The sequence below is a fragment of the Vibrio halioticoli NBRC 102217 genome (genome assembly GCF_000496695.1).
Lineage (GTDB): Bacteria > Pseudomonadota > Gammaproteobacteria > Enterobacterales > Vibrionaceae > Vibrio > Vibrio halioticoli.
The window spans coordinates 1-22154 of the sequence record NZ_BAUJ01000056.1 but is presented as its reverse complement, the minus strand read 5'-3'; the positions used below and the strand labels follow the sequence as shown (position 1 = coordinate 22154).

General features: G+C 42.3%; 18 protein-coding genes. 7 read left to right on the top strand and 11 right to left on the bottom strand.

The window, feature by feature from the left end; translation table 11 throughout:
- Positions 1-78: 78 nt before the first annotated feature.
- Positions 79-1233, top strand: a complete 1155-nt coding sequence (chrA, locus tag VHA01S_RS14540) for a chromate efflux transporter (protein ID WP_039971073.1) — start codon at positions 79-81, stop codon at positions 1231-1233.
- A 141-nt stretch (positions 1234-1374) separates the two neighbouring features.
- A complete protein-coding gene (locus VHA01S_RS14535; protein ID WP_023405114.1) occupies positions 1375-1566 on the top strand; it encodes a thioredoxin domain-containing protein in 192 nt (63 codons plus the stop codon).
- A gap of 110 nt (positions 1567-1676) precedes the next feature.
- On the opposite strand, the gene aroG is transcribed toward VHA01S_RS14535, so the two are convergent.
- Both aroG and VHA01S_RS14525 read right to left on the bottom strand, forming a co-directional pair.
- Positions 1677-2729 carry a 3-deoxy-7-phosphoheptulonate synthase AroG gene (gene aroG, locus VHA01S_RS14530; RefSeq protein WP_023405113.1) on the bottom strand — a complete coding sequence of 351 codons (1053 nt, stop codon included), beginning with the start codon at positions 2727-2729 and terminating at the stop codon, positions 1677-1679.
- Between the two features lie 340 nt (positions 2730-3069).
- Positions 3070-4674, bottom strand: a complete 1605-nt coding sequence (locus VHA01S_RS14525; protein WP_023405112.1) for a sensor domain-containing diguanylate cyclase — start codon at positions 4672-4674, stop codon at positions 3070-3072.
- 141 nt (positions 4675-4815) lie between these two features.
- On the opposite strand from VHA01S_RS14525, the gene VHA01S_RS14520 reads away from it, so the two are divergent.
- On the top strand, positions 4816-5259 hold the full coding sequence (locus tag VHA01S_RS14520; RefSeq protein ID WP_023405111.1) for a carboxymuconolactone decarboxylase family protein: 444 nt from the start codon (positions 4816-4818) through the stop codon (positions 5257-5259).
- A gap of 326 nt (positions 5260-5585) precedes the next feature.
- Here the strand turns inward: VHA01S_RS14520 and VHA01S_RS14515 are convergent, their stop codons facing one another.
- From VHA01S_RS14515 to astA, 6 genes are all read right to left on the bottom strand, one after another.
- Positions 5586-6170, bottom strand: a complete 585-nt coding sequence (locus VHA01S_RS14515; RefSeq protein ID WP_023405110.1) for a TetR/AcrR family transcriptional regulator — start codon at positions 6168-6170, stop codon at positions 5586-5588.
- Positions 6171-6295: 125 nt separating this feature from the next.
- Complete coding sequence (locus VHA01S_RS14510) at positions 6296-6976, bottom strand: haloacid dehalogenase type II (RefSeq protein ID WP_023405109.1); 681 nt, start codon at positions 6974-6976, stop codon at positions 6296-6298.
- A 41-nt stretch (positions 6977-7017) separates the two neighbouring features.
- Entirely contained in the window at positions 7018-7659 is a 642-nt protein-coding gene (locus VHA01S_RS14505; RefSeq protein ID WP_023405108.1) for a DsbA family oxidoreductase, read from the bottom strand.
- 181 nt (positions 7660-7840) lie between these two features.
- Positions 7841-8395: a carboxymuconolactone decarboxylase family protein gene (locus VHA01S_RS14500; protein WP_023405107.1), complete on the bottom strand. Its 555-nt coding sequence runs from the start codon at positions 8393-8395 to the stop codon at positions 7841-7843.
- A gap of 290 nt (positions 8396-8685) precedes the next feature.
- Entirely contained in the window at positions 8686-10041 is a 1356-nt protein-coding gene (gene astB, locus VHA01S_RS14495; protein ID WP_023405106.1) for an N-succinylarginine dihydrolase, read from the bottom strand.
- 16 nt (positions 10042-10057) lie between these two features.
- Positions 10058-11095 (bottom strand): arginine N-succinyltransferase, encoded by a 1038-nt coding sequence (astA, locus tag VHA01S_RS14490; RefSeq protein ID WP_023405105.1) that lies wholly within the window; start codon positions 11093-11095, stop codon positions 10058-10060.
- A gap of 388 nt (positions 11096-11483) precedes the next feature.
- Between astA and VHA01S_RS14485 the strand changes: the two genes are divergently transcribed.
- Positions 11484-12224, top strand: a complete 741-nt coding sequence (locus VHA01S_RS14485) for a type 1 glutamine amidotransferase (RefSeq protein WP_023405104.1) — start codon at positions 11484-11486, stop codon at positions 12222-12224.
- An 89-nt stretch (positions 12225-12313) separates the two neighbouring features.
- Here VHA01S_RS14485 and VHA01S_RS14480 read toward each other — a convergent pair whose 3' ends face one another.
- The 3 genes from VHA01S_RS14480 to glgX all read right to left on the bottom strand — a co-directional run bounded on the left by VHA01S_RS14480 (position 12314) and on the right by glgX (position 18413).
- Positions 12314-14140 (bottom strand): ABC transporter ATP-binding protein, encoded by a 1827-nt coding sequence (locus tag VHA01S_RS14480; RefSeq protein ID WP_023405103.1) that lies wholly within the window; start codon positions 14138-14140, stop codon positions 12314-12316.
- Between the two features lie 155 nt (positions 14141-14295).
- Positions 14296-16176, bottom strand: a complete 1881-nt coding sequence (locus tag VHA01S_RS14475; protein ID WP_023405102.1) for a sensor domain-containing diguanylate cyclase — start codon at positions 16174-16176, stop codon at positions 14296-14298.
- 236 nt (positions 16177-16412) lie between these two features.
- A complete protein-coding gene (glgX, locus tag VHA01S_RS14470) occupies positions 16413-18413 on the bottom strand; it encodes a glycogen debranching protein GlgX (RefSeq protein ID WP_023405101.1) in 2001 nt (666 codons plus the stop codon).
- 599 nt (positions 18414-19012) lie between these two features.
- Between glgX and lamB the strand changes: the two genes are divergently transcribed.
- The 3 genes from lamB (at position 19013) to VHA01S_RS14455 (ending at position 22129) form a co-directional block, all read left to right on the top strand.
- Positions 19013-20251 (top strand): maltoporin LamB, encoded by a 1239-nt coding sequence (gene lamB / locus VHA01S_RS14465; protein WP_023405100.1) that lies wholly within the window; start codon positions 19013-19015, stop codon positions 20249-20251.
- Positions 20252-20391: 140 nt separating this feature from the next.
- Positions 20392-21216, top strand: a complete 825-nt coding sequence (locus VHA01S_RS14460) for a MalM family protein (RefSeq protein ID WP_023405099.1) — start codon at positions 20392-20394, stop codon at positions 21214-21216.
- Between the two features lie 271 nt (positions 21217-21487).
- Positions 21488-22129, top strand: a complete 642-nt coding sequence (locus VHA01S_RS14455) for a tetratricopeptide repeat protein (protein ID WP_023405098.1) — start codon at positions 21488-21490, stop codon at positions 22127-22129.
- Positions 22130-22154: the final 25 nt, after the last annotated feature.

Genomic DNA, 22154 nt, shown 5'->3' with positions numbered 1-22154 from the left:
ATATATCAATACTATTAATTTGAATCATAGTGGTGGGTCGCATATTGTATGCCTGACTTTAATGGTGAGTGGTTAGGTATGTTGTCAATTTTTAAGATATTTTTTGCTTTAGGCTGGGTCAGTTTTGGCGGACCTGCGGCTCATATTGGCTATTTTAGGAAAACCTTTGTGGAACAAAAACAATGGCTAACAGATGCAGAATACGCTCAGCTGGTGGCTTTAAGTCAGTTCCTTCCTGGGCCAGGTTCAAGTCAGGTTGGCTTTGCTTTAGGGTATAAAAAAGGCGGCATCTCAGGCGCTTTTGCTGCATTTTTGGGTTTTACACTGCCTTCTATTGCGTTGATGATAGGGCTGGCGTTGCTAAGCAGTCGTTTGTTGGAAACCTCTGTGTTTATCGCCATTATGCATGCCCTAAAATTACTAGCAGTAGTGGTAGTGGCGGATGCCATCGTTGGCATGTATAAAAATTTCTGCCAAAGCAAACGCGCGATTATGTTGTGTTTTTTTGTGGCAGTTTCTATGTTGCTATTTAGCGGAATAATGGCGCAAGTGGTGACGTTATTGGTATGTGCCGTGTTGGGTTCGCTGTGGTTTAAGGAGCAAGCCCTAGAGAGCGCAACAGCAAGGCTTGATACAGGCAAGCTTTCTATCATGCCATTAGTTGTGTTTGCCACGGTATTGATTGTTGGCCCGTTTGTGGCGTCACAAACGCCGATTTTGCAGATGTTCCATGATTTTTTCTATGCGGGATCGTTAGTGTTTGGTGGCGGTCATGTGGTGTTGCCTCTGTTGCAAAATGCGGTGGGAGAGCAACTGACCACAGACACTTTTCTAACGGGCTATGCGGCGGCGCAAGCAGTGCCGGGACCCATGTTCACTTTTGCCACCTATTTAGGCTATGAGTTACTTCCGCAGCAGCCAATCCTTGGCGCTGTAGTGGCAACTGCAGCGGTATTTTTACCGGGATTTTTATTGATTTTAACCGTTATCAACAATTGGCAATCTTTGGCGTCAATCCCTCGTGTTGCGGCTGCACTAAAAGGGGTGAATGCCGGGGTGGTTGGCTTATTGATAGCCGCGCTGTATCAACCGATATTTGTCAGCGCCGTTGTTGGAGCGCAAGATTTTGCCATTGTATTGATTGGGTATTTTTTGCTGAAACAATTAAAACTGCCCATCGTTGCTTTAGTGGCAAGCTTTATTGGTTATGGTGTTTTGCTTTCGTTACTGTAGATTTTTAATGAATTAGAGTTTGCGCTTGTTTATTACAATTGATTAACATCATTGGTTCGCTATTGATCTAGATCATTTTTTTGAATAGATATCTGAACTAAGGTGGAGTTGTTAATAAAGTGTGAACAAAGGAGTATTCGCATGGAACTAAAACAAGACCCTAGATGTTACACGGACGTATGCGTAGATGGACTTTGGTATCACTATGATCATTGCGGCACAAAAGCGTATATCTTAAAAGGTGGCGCAGCACCTGAGGTAGACTTTCATAAAGAGCCGAAAACGGAAGATGAGTTAGTTGCGCTGATCAAGGCACTGGGTAGCGTGAAATAGAGAATCACGACAACAACAAAGCGTGATATGTGATAAAACAGAGACTGAATAAACAACGCCCTAGCACTAAGATTATTGTGCTAGGGCGTTTTATTTTGCTTAAAAGGGGTTTAGTTCTGACGACGCAGAGCTACCGCATCGGCTAATTGATACAGTACTTTTTCAGTGTCTTGCCAACCAATACATCCGTCAGTAATAGACTGCCCGTACGTGTCCACTTTGCCATCAACCAGATCTTGTCGGCCTTCAACCAGGTGCGATTCAATCATGACACCGAAGATGGCTTGTTCGCCGCCAGCAATTTGCGCTGATACGTCCTGACAAACGTTGATTTGACGTTGGTATTGCTTACTGCTGTTGGCATGACTAAAGTCGATCATCACCTTCTCACGCAGTTTAGAGGCGTTCAGCTGCCCTTTAATAGAAGCAACATGTTCTGCGCTGTAGTTTGGCTCTTTACCACCGCGTAAAATGATGTGGCAATCAGGGTTACCGGCTGTTTCTACAATCGCAGAATGACCAAACTTAGTTACTGATAAGAAGTGATGCTGAGCTTCTGCGCTACGGATAGCGTCAGTGGCGATTTTAATATTGCCGTCAGTACCATTTTTAAATCCAACTGGGCAAGAGACGCCAGAGGCTAGCTCGCGGTGTACTTGTGATTCTGTGGTACGTGCGCCGATTGCACCCCAACTGATCAAATCACCCACGTATTGCGGTGTGATCATATCTAAGAATTCACCCGCAGTAGGAAGCCCCATATCAGTAAGATCTAAAAGCAGTTTACGAGCCATTCTTAGGCCGTCATTTAATTTATAAGTATCATCTAAGTATGGGTCGTTGATCAGGCCTTTCCAGCCGACTGTGGTACGTGGCTTTTCAAAATAGACGCGCATAACGATTTCAAGGCGATCGCCAAGCTCATCACGCAATACTTTTAAACGCTCGCCATATTCCAGTGCCGCTTTAGGATCGTGAATTGAACATGGGCCAACAATGACCAGTAAACGGTCATCTTGATCGTTGAGGATATTATGAATCGACTGTCTAGACTCATAGGTGGTGCGAGTCGCGGTTTCGGTTGCGGGAAAGCGCTCCAAAATAGCGATAGGGGGTAGCAGCTGTTTTACTCGATTGATGCGAACGTCATCAGTTTGGTACATGTTTAATAATCCTTATTAATTGTCGCTATAACATCTGTACTTATTTTCATTGGCGTGTAAATACAGAAACGACGTCTTTTATTTATTGCTTCCATGCAACTTATCTAAGATAAAAATGACTTTCAATCACTTTTTTCAATGAAAAGCAATATATTGCAAGTAGAAAAAATTTACAAAATGCGTAAATAATTTCTTACATCAGGGTGAATGTAACGCCTTTGTGTTTAAAAATAATGATAAATGCGTTTATTTTTAATGACTTATAAGTAATTGCTGTTCATTGTTTATGTAAATTTTTAACACCTATCGGACGGATTGTCGAGATTTATCGGTGCAGATATTACGCGCTGGGTTTTATACTTTCGGCGCGAGAACTTGCGATTACCTCAATAGTATTACGCCCTTTTTGCTTGGCTTGATACAAAGCTTTATCGGCATCACTAATTAATTGCAGTATGGAGTTTTCTACCGAAGGGACCATGCTGGCGATACCGAAGCTGGCGGTCAGATAAGGGCAGACCTCACTATTTGGGTGTGTGATTTTGAGTGATAAGATTTTATTCAGCGCAGTTTCAGCAATATGAGTCGCGCCTTCAATATCGGTGTTAGGTAGCAGTAATACAAACTCTTCACCGCCAAATCTAGCCACTAAATCGGCTGGGCGAGATAATGTTTCATTCAGTGCTTTAGCCACTAAAATTAGGCTTTCATCCCCTTTGATGTGCCCATAGTGATCGTTGTATTGTTTAAAAAAGTCCACATCGCACATGATGATAGACATAGGTTTTCTTTCACGCTTCATTCTGCGCCATTCAATATCCGATACCGAATCAAATTTTAAACGGTTGGCAATATTGGTCAAAGAATCGGTCATCGATAAGCGCTTCACTTTATTCAATATCTCTTCTAGTTGAAGCTCTCGGTTCTCTATAGCATGCAACATTTCATTGAGTTGTTCCGATAACTTACCTATCTCATCGTCTGATTTTACGTGGGTACGCTGTTGGTAGTTTCGCGTATAGGTAATGGAGGTGGCACTGGCCGTCAATTGGGTGATAGGGGCAATAACGATCTTTTTAAGAATAAACCAAACCGCGATTAACAGCAGGATACCAAGTAGAGTACTGATTATGATCGCCGATTGAATAGCCACGGTACCTTGCTGGCTAATATCCCTTTGAAAGTAGGATTTCATTAACATAATGGGCTTGTTATCACTAAAGAGATAGCGAGAAACTTCAAGCGTATGGTTGCCCAACTCTTCAATTAGAAACTCGTTATTCACCTGAATAGATTTATTATCTATGGGGATCAGTTGGAATCGAACATGAGTTTGTTCAATGATATCTGAAACTAATTCGGTATCAACATAGCGTCCGCGAACAATTAATCCTTTCGATGGGCCGCTTTCATTCGACATTAAAATAGGACGAATAGAATAGGCCACCGGTCTTTGGTTGAGTAAAATAAGCCCTTTGTAATTAGCGTCGGCATTGATTGTTGGAGAGGTCACATTGGCAAATTTAGTTTGCAGTCGGTCAATGACGCTTTGTGTAAAACGATCATCGCTGACTAAGGTATTGCGATTACTGTCGTATATGCCTTGCCATATAAGATAATGACTTTCATTGAAAAAAAACAGGAAGTCAAACTTACCATTGCGAAATGATTCTATACCTAGATTGGAGGCGATATATTTAGGGTTGTGCCCTTGTATGAAAGAGTAGGTTTCGTCCCAAGCCCCCCAATCTTTATTGAGTAAGTCTAACATTTCAATATCACTATTAAGATTGGCAGCAACGCGTTCAAAGTTGGTGATAGCGTCATGCTGCTCTAGTTTTTGAAAGGTAGGTAGGACGTATCGCCATTGACCATAAAAGCTTATCGCGATTATTGCTATGAGAAGAGGCAATAAAGTAAAAACAATTTTTTTTGATAATGACATTTGGCTCTTACATACTGAAGAATAGGTATAAAATGACTATGGCTATATACTTGAAAACATTCATCATTCAGTGAATTTTTATCATAGTCTAATATAAATAACAGCGAACAATAATCACGTGCATATGTAACGAGGATCACAATGGGTAGGGTTAATATTTATTCGAGCCAACCAGCGGCTTACAAAGCATTTTTTGCTGTCGAGGCCTATTTAAAACAATGTAGCTTTGATTCGATCTTAGAAGAGCTTGTTCGAGTGAGAACATCTCAACTTAATGGGTGTGCGTATTGTATTCATATCCATACCCAAGCAGCGCTTGAACGTGGGGAATCTCGGGAGCGTATTTTTGCGTTAAGTGTGTGGAAAGAATCAGTTCTATTTTCTGAAAAAGAACGGGCTGTTTTATCCCTTGTCGAAGAGATGGTGCACATTTCCGCTCAAGGAGTCACTGATGCTACTTATCTCACATTACAGAAATATTTTACAGAGGATGAGATTGCGCAGTTATTGGTGCTTTGCACCATGATGAACGCATGGAACCGACTTGGAGTCGCCACTCATGCAAATGAGCAGACTAAGTACTAGTCTGTTTGCGGTGATTATTTGCTAATGAAGTTGATATCAGTATGTCTCTAGAAATCGCTCGGAAAAAGAAAAACCCAAGATGGATAGTCTTGGGTTTGGAGAGTGGGCCTGAGATGCGTAAGTTTGCCAACTGATACAAAGTAGACCTAATGATATGAGGCTTTAAAAAGCCTTTCTCGTAGTGAGCAATTATTGATATTTATTATGACTACTCAATAAGCCTACTTGTAAATGCTTAGTCATGCCAATAAGAAATAAGAAAATCAGTCTTTTATAACTCTTTTCTTAAGATTTGCTGGGCATTTACGCGTGATAAAACTCGGAAATTAAAATGGGTGATGTGCGAATATATCGTCAATAATACTTTCAAGCACAACCTTATCATTGTTCATTTTTGCAAAGGTGCGTAGCCCTGTTATTTGGATTTGAAGATAGTTGGCAAGATCTGTCGCACTTTTCTCTTTATCCAACTCTCCCATTTGTTGAGCTTGCTCGATGAGTTTGACAAATTCATCCACCACTTTACTAAGATGAGCTTTAGTCTCATCAAGTAATTCTTGATGTTCGCTAGTCAGTTCACTTAACGTTTTCGCTAACATACACACCCCATTGGGTGCGCCTTGTGCAGTTTCAATGACTTGCGCTTTGACAAAGTCTTTCAACGCCCCTAATGGAGAAGCGTTACCCTGACGACACAATTCAATGCTAGCCAATCCATGTTGGGCGTAGTTTTTAAGTGCCTCTTTAAATAAGCCATCTTTACTACCAAAAGCGGCATAGATACTACCTGGTCGCATATCAATTTCATCTTGAAGATTGCGCATAGAGGTCGCATGGTAGCCTTTTTTCCAGTATAGATTTGTTGCCTTTTCAATCACTTCATTGCGATCGAACTGTGCCGTTTTTGCCATTGATGATGCCCATTTCTTTGAACGTATGTTCAATCTTAAAGAGTATTGATGGATGGGTAAAGAAAACGCCGCAGATAAATGCGTTGAACATTATTGTCACAGAGTTGCTTTACTCACACTAATGTTTAAGCGGGCTTGTATGCCGAAATTATCTGCTCGACGATCTCCAGCATGTTATCTCCCTGTATCTCCGGTTTGAGATAGAGCGGATTATAGAAGGCTGCAGTGCGAGCGATATATGCGGCTTTTAGTCCTTGAGACATTGCACCATGCGTATCCCAATCATGCGTCGCCACTAAACGTAAATTCTCTTTGGCAACGCCCAGTTGTTGGCCGACAAATTGGTACACCGTTGCATCTGGCTTAAAGCTGCCAGTGCTCTCAACAGAAACCACCTCATCAAAATACTCAGCTAAATCTGCTTGGGCAATTTGTTGATTGATTAATGCAGACGATGAGTTAGAAAAAGCCACGGTTTTAAAGCCATGTTGTTTTAATTTGCTCAGTGCCGGCTTAATGTCTGAGTGGGCCTGTAAGTTAGCAAATCCTTTTAGCAATTCAGTTCTTTGTTTATCACTTAAAGTGACTTTGTAATACGTTGCTACGTTATCGAGTGTTATTGCCGCTAGCGTGGCAAAATCGCTACGGACTCCAGTAGCGATGCATACCGTAGAGGTGTGTAGCAGGCGTGAAAACCACAGTGACAAGGCATCTTGCTGAGAAAACGCTGTGATAAAACCGGGTTTGAGTGAGCTCAGATCCAAAACAGTTTCATTGATATCAAATAGAATAATCTCGGAATTCATAGTAGGTACTCACTCTAGTTAGCTGTTATAGCAATTTGTATTTATTTTATAAGTTCTTGCAGCGCTTGTTTAAATGATTGCTGTGGGTGTGCGCCAGTCATAGCGCTTTGTCGGTTAAATACCACAGTAGGAACGCCGCTTACGCCCATTTGATGCCATTGCTCTTCGATAGCTTGAATTGAATTTTTAAGCTCAATATCATCAAGTGCCAATGCCGCACCTTGTTTAGCAATACCGATCGCTTGCGCTTCATTGAGTAGCACTTCGCGATCTGATACATCTTTGTGTTCAGTAAAGAAAGCGGAAAACAGACGCATTTTAAGTTTACTTTGTAATCCAAATAGCTTGGCATGCTCTAAAAGAACATGTGCATCGCGAGTATTGACCATTTTCATCTCTTCAAAGTAATCGAACTTAAAGCCATATTGAGCCCCTTGCTCGGCGATATTGTTCCGTGCCTTATCACTGTCTTCGCGTGATGCGCCATATTTGCGTGCAACATGATCGCGCAGGTTTTCCCCTTCTGCTGGCATGTCAGGGTTGAGTTCAAAGGGTTGCCATTCGATATCAACGCGGTCTTGAATGCCAAGCTCGTTAATGGCGGCTTCAAGATGCTTGAAACCAACAATACACCAAGGGCAGACAACGTCAGAAATAATGTCGAGTTTGATTCTGTTGCTCATAATGAGTCTCCGCTTTGGAAGTATGCTGTGCTTTTAAGGTATTTAACTAAGTTATTTAAGTAAGCTATTTAACTACAATCTATTTACCTAAGTTATTTAATCAAGGAATAGCCAATAAGACGTTGTTGATGTGTCTTATCTTCTATTCCTTATTTTCTATTATGTGCTTTAGACACAACAATTATGCTTTTTTAGTCCAAGCAAACTGCTCAAACATAGGATCTACTGGTGTTTTTGCAACGTGATTTACGTAATTGCTGATCACTTTTTGTGATAAACCAAGGATCACTTCAAGCACTTGTTGCTGACCATAACCTGCGGCAAAGAATGCTTCCATTTGCGCATCAGAGACATTGCCACGCTCACGTACCATAGCCAAAGTAAAGTCGTGCAATGCTTGCAGTTTAGCCGTTGGCATTGCTTGTTGATTACGTAGTGCTTCGCTTAGCGCAGGATCAACTTTCATTGAATGTGCAATCGCGGTATGTGCCGGTACACAAAACTGGCATTCATGTTCCACGTTGATGGTTTGCCACACAACAGTGAGCTCTTCTGCATCAAATGAAGTGTTAGTGAAGAGTTGGTGAATTTGTTGGTACGCTTTGAATGTTTCTGGAGACTCAGCCATGACCGCATATAACCCAGGAATGGCGCCCACTTGCTTAATTGCGCCTTCTAGCATTGGTTTACTTTTTTCTGGTGCTGTCTCTACTGTGTGGAATTTGAATGTGCTCATTGTATTACCCCAATAAATTAATTGTGCTTGATTGCAGCGTCAGGTATCTCATTAATGAAACCCAGCTGATAGGCGGCGTGTTTCCCGTCGATGGAGAGAACTATAGTGCCTATTGAGCGATCGTTCAAGTTAATTATTGAATGATCGTTCAATTATTTAATGGGGTCTTCATAGGTTATTGTTTTTATGTTTTTTTTATTGATTTTTATTCGATAAAAAAGCAGAAGGCAAAGTAGTACTACTTTGCCTTCTATCACTAAACTCATTTATAAAGGGGAATAAATTGATGCTCACTCACCGGTTTTTTGAAAATCATACACACTGCCAAGGTGGAGTATTTGGGTCAGTTCATCAAGAGCGGTTTGGCTTTCACTCAGCAGCATAGGGTCGGATAGATCCTGAGCGGTGATAGAGTCTCGATAATGACGCTCTACCCAGTGATTTAATTGACTGAAAAGGTCATCGGTCATAATCACTGATTGATTCATTGCGCTGAGTTCTTTTGGTGACAAGACCACGCGCAAACGCAGGCATGCTGGGCCGCCGCCGTTTTGCATGCTCTGTTTTAGATCGAAGCACAATAATTTATCTATGCCTGATTGGCTTGAGATCAAAGAGTGCAAGTAATCCGATACTTGCGGGTTTTGTTCGCATTCTCTTGGCACGACTAAAGCGGTTTTGCCATTTGGCAAAGTGAGCAGTTGGCTATTAAATAGGTAGCTGTTTACTGCATCTTCTACCGACACGGCAGATTGCGGCACTTCAATAATATTGAGTGGCTTATCCATCGCCTCGTTTAGCCTTTGATAAACGCTGTCTTTGTTTAAAAACGCCTTTTCATGGCAGAGCGTGATATCGCGGTTGCCAACGGCAATAACGTCGTTGTGAAATACGCCAGCATCAATCACATCAGGGTGTTGCTGGGCAAAGACTACTTTATCGTCGGCTAATGAGTGAGTGCGAGCAATTGCAGCGCTGGCTTCTAGCGTTTGTCTTGCTGGAAATTTTTTAGGTTTTGACAGAGCGCGGTTAAAAGCACTTTCACCAAAAACAAAAAACCCAACCCCTTGTTCACCGTATTCACGGCAAAAACGGGTATGGTTGGCTGCACCTTCATCGCCAAAGTAAGGGCTAGCAGGCAGGGCGTCATGGTGAACAAAGTGACTTGAATCGTTAAACATGGCTTTTAAAATACGCCCCGTTTGTGGATGTTCGATAGAGCGATGGAATTTGTTGATCAAATTTGCCGGTGTGAAATGCAGTTTGCCATCAGCGGTATCGCTACTGGGTGATACGGTAGCGGCATTGGCGGTCCACATGCTTGAGGCCGAGCAACAGGCCGCTAACAGTGCCGGAGAGTGAGCGGCGGCTTGCTTGAGAACAGAGCCAGTATCTCCAGTAAAACCAAGCTGGCGTAACGCACCAATATCAGGGCGAGCTAACGGAGCAATCACCCCTTGAGTCATGCCCAGATCATGCAAAGCTTTCATCTTTTTTAAGCCTTCTTTTGCGGCGAGCTTAGGGCTAGAGGCTTTGGTTTTATTATTTTTTGAGGCAAGGTTACCATCAGACAGGCCGGCGTAGTTGTGAGTAGGGCCGACAAGTCCATCAAAATTAGCTTCAACGTATTGAGTTGAGTGTTTCATCTTCATTCCTTGATTACTATTCTTGCTCTGACAAAGGGCCAAATAGGGGCACATACGCGGCTACGTCGCCGTCTTTTAATTGTAGGGTGTCGGCTAATTGTGCATCTATTATCAGAGTATTGTCTTCAATTTGTATCGCTTTGGTTGCTAAGGCTCGAAAGTGCTTAACTTGTCCGTTGCTGATTAAATAGGGCGTGTGTGAGTGGTTGATGTGCTGGGAGATTCGCACCATTGCTGTTTGTTGTTCCTTGACCGCTCGAATGTCGGATAGCTGAGATTCCAACATGGGACCGGCATCAAAAATATCCACGTAATGATTAAAACGAAATCCTTCAGCTTCTAATAGTTTTCTAGCCGGCAAGGTGTGCGGATGAGTGTGACCTATCACTTCTTGTACGGTTTCGGGCAGTAAGTTGGTGTAAATCGGATTTTTCGGCATCAATTCGGCGATAAACACTTTGTCATGCATTGAGAGTTTATCGGCGATAGCAAAGTCTAAGTTAAAAAAGTGTCTGCCTAACCCTTCCCAAAACGGCGAGTTGCCTTCTTCGTCACTAAAACCTCGCATTTCAGCAATGACGGTAGAATCAAAGCGATTGGCATTTTGTCCCATAAATAAGAAACGGCTTTTAGAAAGCAGGTGGCCGTTGAAGCCTTTTCTTGAATCCGGTAGCAGAAACAAAGTGCAAAGCTCGGTACATCCAGTGTGAAAGTTACTCAAGCTGAGTGTTTGGATCTTATTGTATACATCCAGCTCTCTAGATGAGTGCACAGTAGTATCGAGATGGTAGCTATAAAAAGGGTCTTGCAGACCTATGCCGGCTTGTATAGCGCAGGTTCCGACCAACTGTTTTTGCGCTAAATCTTCGGCAACAAACAGGTAGTAGCCGTCTTGTATTGGCGTGTCGCTATTAAACGCAGCGCAGCCTTGTTTGACCATTTCATCGAGGCGTTTGGGATCGTCCTGCATTGAGGTGAATCCAGTGCCGGTTTGTTTTGCTAACTTCGCCAATCCTTGACGATCATTGGCTGTAATAGGGCGTATTAACAGCATAAATAATGCATTCCTTGCCATTTAAATATGCAGTCACAATACAGGCAAAGACGGGGGGATCAAGCATGGGATATTCAATTGTTCAGTGAATTTATTGCATATATGCAATTTTTTGGCCTCTGATATTCGTTTTGTGTGACTGTATATTCACTTATTGAGTCGCTAACTCGGAATGACCTCGCCCAGATATGACTAATTATGAAAATAGGTTCACTACGGGCATTATTTTAGTGACTTTTGATGAAGTGTGATCAATCTCTAAGTTTAGTTATTCATTTGCTGGTGGTTTTTATCGTTGATTTTTTGTTTTATGGCTTGCGAGTTTGAAGAAGCACCTATACTGATAACTGTAAAACTGAATTCTCATTGAGCAAAAAGAGGACGATGGATGAAGATAGGGATATTAGTGTGTGGGCATCTTTCTGAGCCACTTGCCGCAGTATATGGACAATACTCAAATATGATTGCAACTGCTTTTCAAGCCGTAAATGATGAGATGATATTTGCAGAATATGAAGCGTTTAATCAGCAACTTCCCAATTTAGATGAGTGTGATGGTTATATTGTCACTGGTAGTGTGTGTAACGCTTTTGATGATGCCCCTTGGATTGTCGATTTGATGAGTTGGGTACAGCGTTGCGAAGCTCGTCGTATACCATTAGTGGGTATTTGTTTCGGTCATCAACTGATTGCTCGAGCGCTGGGTGGCACTGTTGGTCGTTCCGAAAAAGGCTGGGGATTGGGCAGTTATGAGGTCAATATTGTGGCGCAAAAGCGTTGGATGAATTTTTCTATTGATCGATTGCGCATGCTAGTCAGCCATCAAGACCAAGTGATTACCGTGCCAAAAGGGATGCGAGTAATCGCATCCAATGAATTTTGCCCTAACTTTATGCTTGCCAAAGATAACCATCTTTTTACCATTCAGGGACATCCTGAATTTACCTTAGATTTTATGTCGCAATTGGTGGAACAACGTAAGTATCTTATTAGTGAAGAGCAGTATTTAGCGACATTTGAGCAAGCCAAAGAGGTGCTTGATTCAGCTATTGTATTGCACTGGATTGATTCATTTTTTGTGTTTAATACTGAATCGATTCAAGACCCGAGCTTTGCTCAGTTAGTGTAAAGCGTTCTACAAATTAGTGACAAAAAAGGTTAGAAGCGTGGCTTCTAACCTTTTTACTTTTAAGCTGTTTTTAGTTGCTAACAAACAGCCTATTGCGCAATAAAACCGCCAGTTTGGTGTGCCCATAACTGAGCATAAATCCCGTTACCTTCAATCAGTTGTTGGTGAGTTCCTTGTTCCACCACATGCCCTTTGTCTAATACAATCAATCTATCCATAGAGGCAATAGTAGATAGGCGATGGGCAATGGCTATTACGGTTTTACCTTGCATCAACTCGTTTAAGCTCTCTTGAATCGCCGCTTCCACTTCTGAATCCAGCGCAGAGGTGGCTTCATCTAGCACTAAAATAGGTGCATCTTTTAGCAATACCCGAGAAATGGCGATTCGTTGGCGTTGCCCACCCGATAGCTTAACGCCGCGCTCACCCACTTGTGCGTCATAGCCGACATTACCAAACGGGTCGGTTAGAGTATCAATGAACTCATGTGCGTGTGCTTGTGTGGTTGCGGCAATAAGGGCTTCTTCACTGGCATCAGGGTTGCCGTACAAGATGTTGTCGCGAATAGAGCGGTGTAGCAGTGACGTATCTTGAGTCACCATACCAATTTTACTGCGCAATGAATCTTGGGTAATGGAGGCGATATCTTGGTTATCAATACTGATTTTGCCGCCTTCCACATCGTGAAAGCGCAGCAGTAAGTTCACCAACGTCGATTTACCGGCGCCAGAGCGACCCACTAAACCGACTTTTTCACCCGGTTTAATATTGAGACTTAGGTTGCTAATAACCCCTTTATTTTCGCCATAGTGGAAGCTCACATCATCAAACTGTATGCCGCCGTGTTCAACCTTGATAGGTTTAGCATCTGGCTTGTCTTGAATATCAATCGGCTTAGAAAGGGTTGCCATACCATCCACCGTTGTGCCCATATTTTCAAATAGTGCCCCCACTTCCCACATGATCCACATCGACATACCATTTAAACGCAGCGCTAAACTGATGGCGATGGCGATAGCACCTACGCTAATAGCACTCTCGGTCCATAGGTAGATAGAAATTGCGGCAATGGCAAACACCAGAATGTAATTGACCACTTCCACCATCACATTAAAGCCAGTCACCAAGCGCATTTGACGGTAAACGGTATCAAGAAAACCTTCCATACCTTGTTCGGCGTATTCGGTTTCTCGTTTGCTGTGCGAAAACAGCTTTACAGTGGCAATGTTGGTGTAGCTGTCGACGATGCGTCCGGTCATGGTTGAGCGGGCATTGGCTTGCTCTGACGAGACCTTTTTCAGGCGCGGTACAAAGTAGCACTGAATGCCGATATAGGCGAATAGCCACAATAGCATAGGCAACATTAAACGGTAGTCTGCTTGCGCTAGCAATACGATGATTGAGGTGAAGTACACACAAACATACACAAACACATCTAGCGACTTCATCACGGTTTCGCGTACCGACAGAGAGGTTTGCATCACCTTAGTGGCGATTCGGCCCGCAAAATCATCTTGATAGAAGGATAAGCTTTGCTTTAATAGGTAGCGGTGCGCCATCCAGCGAATCGACATTGGGTAGTTACCTAACAATGTTTGATGCTGAATCAGTGAATGTAAAATCACCAGAATTGGCATGACAATGAGCACTAGTACGCCATAGATAATCAGTGTATTGGCGTTGTCTTGCATGAAGGTTTCTGGACTGCTCGAACTGAGCCAGTCAACCAGTTTCCCCATCATGCCAAATAGAGAAACCTCTACAATTGCCACTATGGTACTTAAAAGTGCCATTAGTAGTAGAGGTTTTTCAAAACCTTTGGTGTAGTACCGACAAAAAGCGAAAACAGTATTGGGTGGTTGTTCGGGCTCTTGCTTAGGGAAGGCTTTGGTGAATCCTTCGAATAGTTTATACATGTATTGATCCTAAAATGTCGCCTTGCGAAGAGAAGGTTAGTCACAGCAAGGGTTTGATAGCTTTTTCTTGTGCTATTGCTGAACGCATAAATTACGATGATTGCTGTTAGCACCTTGTGTGATATCAGAAATATCGCACAAGGTGAATCATTAGATTAGATGGTGACGTTCATGATGGTAAGGTTTTTACCTTTTTTCTTACTGCGGTCGGTGGCTTGTAGCGATGCGGCAAGGGTTTTATCGACAGAACTTTGTAGCTGAGAGATACCAATACTGACCGTAAAGTGGATATCGGTTCTATCAAACTTAAAGCGGTGCGTTTGGATTGCATCGCGTAAATCGTCAGCCAGTGCGTAAGCCATCTGCTGATCATCGGCATGATACAGAACGCAAAATTCATCACCACTTACCCTTGCTGTAGATAAGGTAGAAGCGATTGGGAAATGGGTATTGACGATGTCCGTCATTTCTAAAATCAACTGATCACCGCAGGTATAACCATATTGGTAATTAATGACTTTTAGATCATCCACATCCATGGTCAGCAAGTAGACATCTTTATGATCTTTATAGCGGTTAATTTTATTGCGTAAAGTAAACAAGTTATCTTGATTAGTAGCACTATCACGCAGTGATAATTGACGATGAAACAACACATTGCTTAGCGCGGTTTCAATATAGGTCTGCAGTAATTTCATTAAACTGCCATAGGTGCGGGTGCGACTTTCGACAAAAATAACCCCAAACAATCCATTGTATCCTTGCAAAGGCAAGCGATAGAAATGTTTATCAATTTGAACTTGATTAGCAAGGAGATCGTCTTTGCTGTGTCGAATATAGGTGACATCACTACTAAGCAGGTTTATGGCGTAGTCTTTATCGACGCTGATCGCGTGCTCTTCACCAGAATAGCCAATGCTATAAAAGGTATGACTGTCATGATTGTACAGGCATAGTTGGATTCGATTGTGTGAGCAAAATCTTGAAAGCAATACGTTAACTTGGTTTCTAAATTCAAATAAATTCGTCGATCTTGCAAGTTTGGTAAGCTCTAGCTGCAGCTCTTTGTTGATAAAGTTAAACACAAACACCACTAAAAGCAGGGTCGCGGCAAGTACCGCAACCAATAACAGTGAATAGCTATGAGAAAATAGCGTTGAACGTGATGTTGACGAAAAATAGATCCAATTTAAGCTGTTTCTTGCATTGTAAACCGCCAGTTTAGGGTCATTTTTAAAGAAGTAAGTCACCTCACCGGATGGATGACTGTTAACGATATTGTCTTTAGTGTCGAATTTGTAGGTTGGTTTACCCGCAAAGTAATAGCTAACCGGAGTGCTGCGATCATCTTGGATAACCTTTCCTGCCACGGCATAACGATATACGCTGGCACTTTTGCCAATACGATCAGGGTTTGGGTGCAGAATGATTTGTCCTGTCGTGCGATCCACCACAAATACGTTACCGCTACTCATGGTTTGCAAATCAATTAGAGATTGGCTCATGTACCATAGGTCGAATTCGATAACGTATTGTTCTACCTGTTTTGGGTGTTTTTCGCGTACTGCAATTACCCAGCGTTTATTACGGCTTTGATATAAATTAGAAACTTGATAGTTGTTGTGCATGAAGTTCATGTCAGTCCAAGTTAACGCAGTTAGATCAATGCGTTTAGGATGACTGTTATTGTGCTTGGCTACATCAATGTCAGTTTCTGAGAATGCGGTATGATTTTTGTGGTTGTATCGAAGAATATCATTATAGTTTTCAGTGCTATAAATAAGTTCAATCGCCAGTTGGTTAGCTTCTTTAGTGTCTTTTATTGAGAGCGTTTTATTTAGGGATGCAATGCTACTAAGGCTAGTATTTAACTGTCCTTGGATGAGCTTTGTCGCAGTTCGCAAGTTAGCGTGCGACTGAGTAATAACTTCGTTTTCAACTTTGTGATAATGCTGATAAGCCACGTAAATTAGAATGGCAACGAGTACAATTACGTAGGGACGTAAAAGACGGATGATTGTTCTTGGTAAAGCCATATATTTTGTTGTCTATTGTGTTTGACGGTCAACGTCAAAATATGAACCGGTTGTTTTTTGTCCAACTTGCAACGACTGGCAATAATATAGAGTTTTAATAGCTGATCAAGCTCTGTTTATTCAGATTGGCGCAAAATGATATTTACAATATTTAGCTAGAGTGCAATTGTATGTCATTTTGCCTGCTTCTCAACAATGATCTCAGCACTGCACCGAGATCATTGTTCGCTACTTTGTTAGGCTTCTAAAACTTCTTGTTTTATAGGCAGAATTTTAGCCGGCCCTTGCGCTTTTAAGATCACCATTGATTGAGGCTGCAATAACATATCTCTATCAACCTTCCCTTTACCAACTTCCGCTTCGGCAGTATCACAGATGAGAACCCAGCGTTCGATATCCCCTTCTGGCACTCTAAATCGAGCGGGTGTTTGTGATTGGTTAATATAGTAGAGCAACTCTGCGCCATCAGTACCTATACCGAGCTTTAAGGAAACGGCATTCAGTTGATTCCAATCATTCATCTCCATTAAGTTACCATCGGGACGATGCCAACTGACGCGGTTATCATTGCGAGTTTCGCCACTAAATGCCTCAATAAAAGGAATCATATGTTCGCGGCGGGCGGCAACCATTTCAGATAACCATTTTTTGAAAGCCTGTTGGTGCTCACCCAAATCCCAATTTAACCAGCTAATGGCATTGTCTTGGCAATAGGCATTATTGTTGCCTTGCTGAGTGTGAGAAACCACATCCGCCGTTAATATATGTGGGATGCTAAATGAGAACAGCAAGCTACTCATAAAGTTACGTTTACGCTTTTCTCGCAATAATAGTGTTTCAGGGCATCGTGTTGCCCCTTCTACTCCTAAGTTATCTGAGCGGTTATCACCGTGACCATCATGATTATGCTCACCATTTGCCTCATTGTGTTTTAGTTGATAGGAGACCAAGTCTTGAATGGTAAAGCCATCGTGATAAGTGATGTAGTTGACCGTCATTTTATGCGGCCAGCGACTGGCACTGTAGATGTCTCTTGAGCCCATCATGCGAGTGGCAAACTCTTTTAAAAACCCTTGGTCGCCACGCCAAAAACTGCGCGTAATATCGCGGAATTTGTCGTTACATTCATTCCAACCATCAGGGAAATTACCCACTTGATAACCATTTGGGCCAATATCCCAAGGTTCAGCAATCAGTTTGGTTTCTTTTAACACAGGGTCTTGCGCGACTGCTTTAAAGAAGGCCGCTTCACGATTAAAGTTGTCGCCATTGCGTCCTAGTGTCGCTGCCAGATCAAAGCGGAAACCATCAACTTTAAATTCTTGAACCCAGTAACGAAGTGTATCCATGACTAGTGTTAAAGCTGGTTGATAATTCAAGTCGACCGTATTACCACACCCGGTGAAGTTGGCGTAGTGACAACCGTGTTTTAAGTAGTATTGGTTATCAAGCAGTTTTAGGTTGAATACTGGGCCGCCATCACCACTTTCTGCTGTGTGGTTGTAGACCACATCTAAAATCACCTCAATGCCGTTTTTATGTAGCTCTCGAATAGTGGTTTTTAATTCATGTACGGCATCGACTTCGGCGTACCTTGGATCAGGAGCCATAAAGACATATGGGTTATAACCCCAGTAATTGACCTTATCCATATTCAGCAAGTGTGGTTCATGCATACAGGCTGCAATAGGCAGTAGCTGCAAGCAATTGATATTTTGCTCTTTATAAAAGCTGAGCATTTCGTCACTGACCAGGCCAAGGTACTTGCCTTGGTGTTGCATTGGAACGTTTTGATTTAGCTTAGTTAAGCCTTTGGTATGCGTTTCAAACAAGACGATTTCAGAGCGTGTCAGACGAGGATGCTCTGATTGTTGCCAATCAAACTCAGAAGAGGTAACCACGGATTTCGCCATTGACCAGCTTTTATCATTTGAAAAAGGCGCTTGGTAAGTCAGTGGTTTGCTTATTGCTTTAGCATAAGGGTCTGAAAGGAGAATTTTTTCATCATTTTGGTCATAAACGATAAAGCCGTATTCTTGGCCATGTGAGACCCCCTCTATGTAAATGTGTTTTATACCCGCATAGCTATTTGTGATGGGATAGGTTTTAAACTCTCCCTTGGTGTTAAAAAGAGCTAAAGAGATCTCTTTACAGCTTGGGGCATGAATAGAGAAGTTACATCCACATTTATCTAACTCGGCACCCAGCGGATAAGGGCGTGATTTATTGCTACTCATTCTTTTTTATATCTTTTGTTTATTTTGTGAATGGTTTGGGTGATACGTTAAAAGGTTTACCCCATGAACGCAATAGGGAACATGCTGTTGGCGCTGTTCTAAGGGCTATTTTATTTAAAATATTGAGTTACATATCCCTTATGCCTGATACCGCAAAAATGCAGCTGATTTTTCTAATGTAAGCTTTTCTTTATATCAATAAGCGTTACTGGTTGATTGTAGGGCCTTAAACGATCTACATCACGGATTACACTTTTACGGCGATTTTGTTAAAAAATCAGGGAACTAATTAAATAGAGATCTGGATCTATGTTTGTACTTTTATGAGTGTGATCATTATCGTTTTAAAACAAGGATCTCACCCTCAAAAACGTGATCTGGGCGACAAATCACTTAAACTACGCCTTTCTCAGTTTCTCTACTTCCCCCACCATTTAAAAGGAGGAGGAGGACTCCGTTAATACCAAATCGCATTACTATCATTTCGTCGAATAAAACAGTTTCACACTAACATTCTAAATTGGCTGCGTTAACAGATGGACTGTTAATCAATGAAGAATGAACTAGAAAAATAATAATCGTTTCGGGAGTTAACGAGAATGAAAAAGGTAAACCTACTAACAGCTGCAGTCTCTGCTGCCCTACTTTCAACGTCAGCACTTGCTGTAGATTTCAATGGTTACATGCGTGCAGGTACTGGCATCAGCGGTAACAGTGGTTCTGATGTATCAGTAAACAAAAACGGTATTGGTCGTCTAGGTAACGAAAACGACAACTACTCTGAGTTTGGTCTTTCTCAAGATTTGCAAACTGGCGAGATTAACTGGCGTATTGAATCAATGATTGCATCTGGTGCCCCTGGTGCAAACGGTTGGGAAGATGCTGACTTTAACGTGGCACAGTTTGCTGTTAAAGCAAAAGGCGCTCTAGCATTTGATCGCGGCGCAACGCTTTGGGCTGGTAAAACTTACTACCAACGTAAAGACATCCACATCACTGACTTCTACTACCTAAACACATCAGGTACTGGTGGTGGTATTGAAAACTTGTCAGTGGGTAACCAAAAACTGTCTCTTGCTTTAGTGCAAGATGGTGACAATACAACTGCTGGCGCAAACCCAAGCAATAGTGATTCTTCAGGTTATATCTTTGATGCACGTTTAGCTAACATTGGCCTATGGTCTGATGCGAGCTTAGAAATTGCATTGGCATATAACTTTGCCATTGATAAAGACACTGGCGGCGCTGTTTCAGAACAAGCTGATGATGGTTTACTTGCAACTGCAATTCTTCAACAAGGCCTAAGCAACGGCTTTAACCAAACTGTATTCCAGTACGGTACTGCAGGCTACGGTGTACAAGCGGCTAACTTCTGGGGTTCAGGTTCATACTACGCACGTGGTACTGACCAATACAATGATTCAACCGGTTACCGTTTGCTTAACTGGGGTGTTATCTCAATGGGCGACTCTTGGGAAATGGGTCACCAGTTAGCATACCTAGCAGGTCAAGATATCGGTGATGGCACAGGCCAACAATACGATATCGATCAATACTCAGTTGTTGTTCGTCCTATGTATAAGTGGAACGACACTATGCGTACAGTATTTGAAGGTGGCTATAACGCAGGTGAACGCCTAGGTAACGGCAGCACTGAAGACTTCGGCAACGCTAAATTCACAGTTGCTCAAGCTTGGGCAATGGGAAGCAGCTTCTGGGCTCGTCCTGAGATCCGCGTATACGGTTCTTACATCCTAGATACTGAAAATGACAATGCATTTGGTCAAGACAACGACACTGAATACGTTGTTGGTATCCAAGCAGAAGCATGGTGGTAATCACACCTCTTAACCTTAAATAGGTTTATGATATAGCCGGCATGCTGTCGGCTATTTTTTTAAGGGCTTTCGCGTGAAGTATTTGTTATAAAAGGCATTACCTCTAAAAGTCATTAAAAAAATAATAAAGGAGATACCCCATGAAATTTCGAGCCTTATTCTTAAGCTGTTGTGTGGCTCTAGCGGGTTGTGCTACTCAAGAAACACTCCACCAAGTTGGGGCAGAGCCTGTAGTAACGTCAGTGGCGTCTCTGAATAAATCGCCTTTTAAACTTGATACACAAGCATTAGTAACGATTGATAAAAATACTCAAGTATTAAATAACAAGCTAATAGATAGCCCAGTGGTGGCGTTTGATCTTCCTTCTAACCGCGGTCCGTTAGATATTTCGGTCACTAGTAACATGACCGATGAAGCCTTCTTTTCTCCGCAGATTATGATTGTTGATAACAAGGGTAACGTTATTGAAAAATACGACTCTTCTGCGTTTGAATACCGACGCCCTCGTTTAGCATGGGGAGATCGTTTGGTAGCTGAGCTTAGATTCACACCGCCAGTGGATCAAAAGACAGTGACTATGCTTATCTATACCACCAAAGACGAGCTTGCAAAAACAACGGATCGAATCCATCCAGCCAGAGCGATGGCCGAAGGCAAAGGTAACTATCTGCCTGAGGTGAAAGACATCCCAACGCCCCATGTAAATTCTGGTAAGTTACTGGTGGAAGTGACAGGCGTAAATGCTGGCTTAGATGCCGATAATGATGCGAAAAAACATCAACATGAGCTAGATGCAACGGTTGAAAAATCTACGCAGGATTATTACCACAACGCAATTCGCAAAGCCGTTGATGAAGATAATATGCCCAAAGCCCTTGCTCTGTTAGAAGAAGCCAAAGATTTGCAGATACAAGGTGCGCAACAAGCTTACATTGACGCCCTTGAGCAGCACAGAAGTAAGTAATACTGCATAAAGCAACATGACAATTTGTTCTGTCCTATTAGCCAGAGAAGGGAGACCTTACTCTGGCTTTTTTTGTCTTCATATAATGCTTACCAAGAGGTTGTACAAAGTATGAGCAGGCTTGAACTATAATAGATGTGTATAGGTATCATTGCTATATACAGTACAGAGCAAGCGCATTCTCGCTGTGTGTTAACGAAAGCCGTTTTAGAAACAGTGAAAAGGAATCACGAGCGATGTGTTGCTGGACTTATAGGGATAGGGGTTTTGTATGTTAACAGTCACAGAAATGATGGCTTCAGGGATAGCAATTTTACTGTTCATGGCTATGTTTTTAAGTATTGCTCGATGGTCAACAAAACGTTCTGAGCGTGCTGAACAGCGCAGATTAGAAGCGGAAGATCAGGCTAAGCAACTTGAAGCTGAGCGTGTGAGAGTACATAAAGAAAAAATCGCTTTAGCTGATAACGGGCATCTAACAACTCAATTAGAATTAGCTGAAATGAACGAAGCAAAGCATCCCAAAGAAGCGGTATATTGGTATGAAAGGGCCGCCGAGCAAGACAGTATCGACGGCATTAAAGGCATTCTTAGAGTGTGTGAGCAGTATTCTGATGAGCTTATTACCCAAGATAAGCATCGCTATTGGCAAAATGCGTTTGACGCACACAATGGCGATGAGCAAGCAGAATACGAGCAAGGCATTGCCTTATTTGAGGGTTTTGGTATCGCCAGTAATATGGACAAAGGCATCCAATTGATAGAGCATGCCGCCAATAAACGTTGCTTTAGAGCACAAATGTTTTTGGCGCAGTGGTATCGCTCGTCAGAGAACCCGATGGCCGATAATGAAAAAGCTAAAATGTGGGAAAGCAGGGCGGAGCGCATCAATTTAGATGGAGAATCAAAATGATAAAAGCCCATACATTTTATACCAA